1 protein-coding gene is annotated in these 1264 nt (G+C 68.4%); it reads left to right on the forward strand.

The window, feature by feature from the left end; translation table 11 throughout:
- The first annotated feature begins 65 nt into the window (after window positions 1–65).
- Window positions 66–1225 (forward strand): IS3 family transposase gene (locus tag ACJTNH_RS20715; protein WP_458179158.1). Its coding sequence is split into 2 segments (ribosomal slippage): window positions 66–339 and window positions 339–1225, totalling 1161 coding nucleotides; the frame shifts between segments, so codons are not numbered across the junction.
- Window positions 1226–1264: the final 39 nt, after the last annotated feature.

A 1264-nucleotide genomic window follows, 5' to 3' on the forward strand; every position in this document is an offset into this window, starting at 1 on the left:
GGGACTGCTGCGACTTCAGTTGACACTCGTTCTGCGGGATCTTGTCCCGCGGGAAGGATGTCGCTGTGCCCAAGAAGTTCCCCCCGGAGTTCAAGCGTGACGTCGTCCGGGTCGCTCGCCGCGGTGACCTGAGCCATACCGAGGTCGCTGCCGACTTCGATATCTCGGTCGAGTCGGTGCGCCGCTGGGTGCGCCAGGCCGACATCGATGACGGCGTCGTCGATGGCCAGACCAGCGCCGAGCAGAACGAGCTCGTGCAACTGCGCCGGGAGAAGCGGCGGCTGGAGATGGAGAACGAGATCCTGCGCCGGGCCGCGGCCTACTTCGCGGCCGGCAGCCTCCCAAAATGAGCTACCCGCTGGTCCGTGACCTGGCCGCCGAGGGCATTCCGGTGCGGCTGACCTGCGGGGTGCTGGGCCACTCGACCCAGGCCTACTACGCCTGGATCTCCGCTCCGGTCAGCCAGCGCGATCTGGAGGATGCCTACCTCACCAACGCGCTCATCGACGCCCACGGCGATGACCCGGAGTTCGGCTACCGGTTCCTCGCCGACGAAGTCGCCGGCGCCGGCCTGGTCGCCGGTGAGCGGCGCATCTGGCGGTTGTGCTCGGAGCAGAAGCTCTGGTCGACCACGGTGCGCAAGGGGCGGCGAGGCGCGGGCAAGAACCCTGGTCCGGCGGTGCACGACGACCACGTGCAGCGGAACTTCACCGCCCAGCGCCCCGATCGGGTCTGGGTCACCGACATCACCGAGCACCCCACCGCCGAGGGCAAGATCTACTGCTGCGCGATCAAGGACCTGTTCAGCAACCGCATCGTCGGCTACGCCCTCGACGAACGGATGACCGCCCAGCTGGCCGTCACCGCGCTACGGACGGCGGTTGCACGGCGCCAGCCGCGCGGTCTGGTGGTGGTGCACAGCGACCGCGGATCGCAGTTCCGAGCAAGATCCTTCCGCGCCGTGCTGACCGCCGCAGGCCTGCAGGGATCGATGGGACGCGTCGCCTCCGCCGGCGACAACGCCGCCATGGAGTCCTGGCACGCGCTGCTGCAGAAGAACGTTCTCGACCGCCGGCGTTGGCGCACCCGCGACGAGCTCCACGCCGCGATCGTGTTCTGGATCGAGCACACCTACAACCGCCGCCGGCGCCAGCGTGCCCTCGGCAAGCTCACCCCGGTCGAGTTCGAACTCGCCTTCACCACTCAGGCCGCTATCGCGGCATGATCAGTCCCAAGAACCGTCAACCGAAGCTGCAGCAGTCCC

Source organism: Modestobacter lacusdianchii, assembly GCF_054177765.1.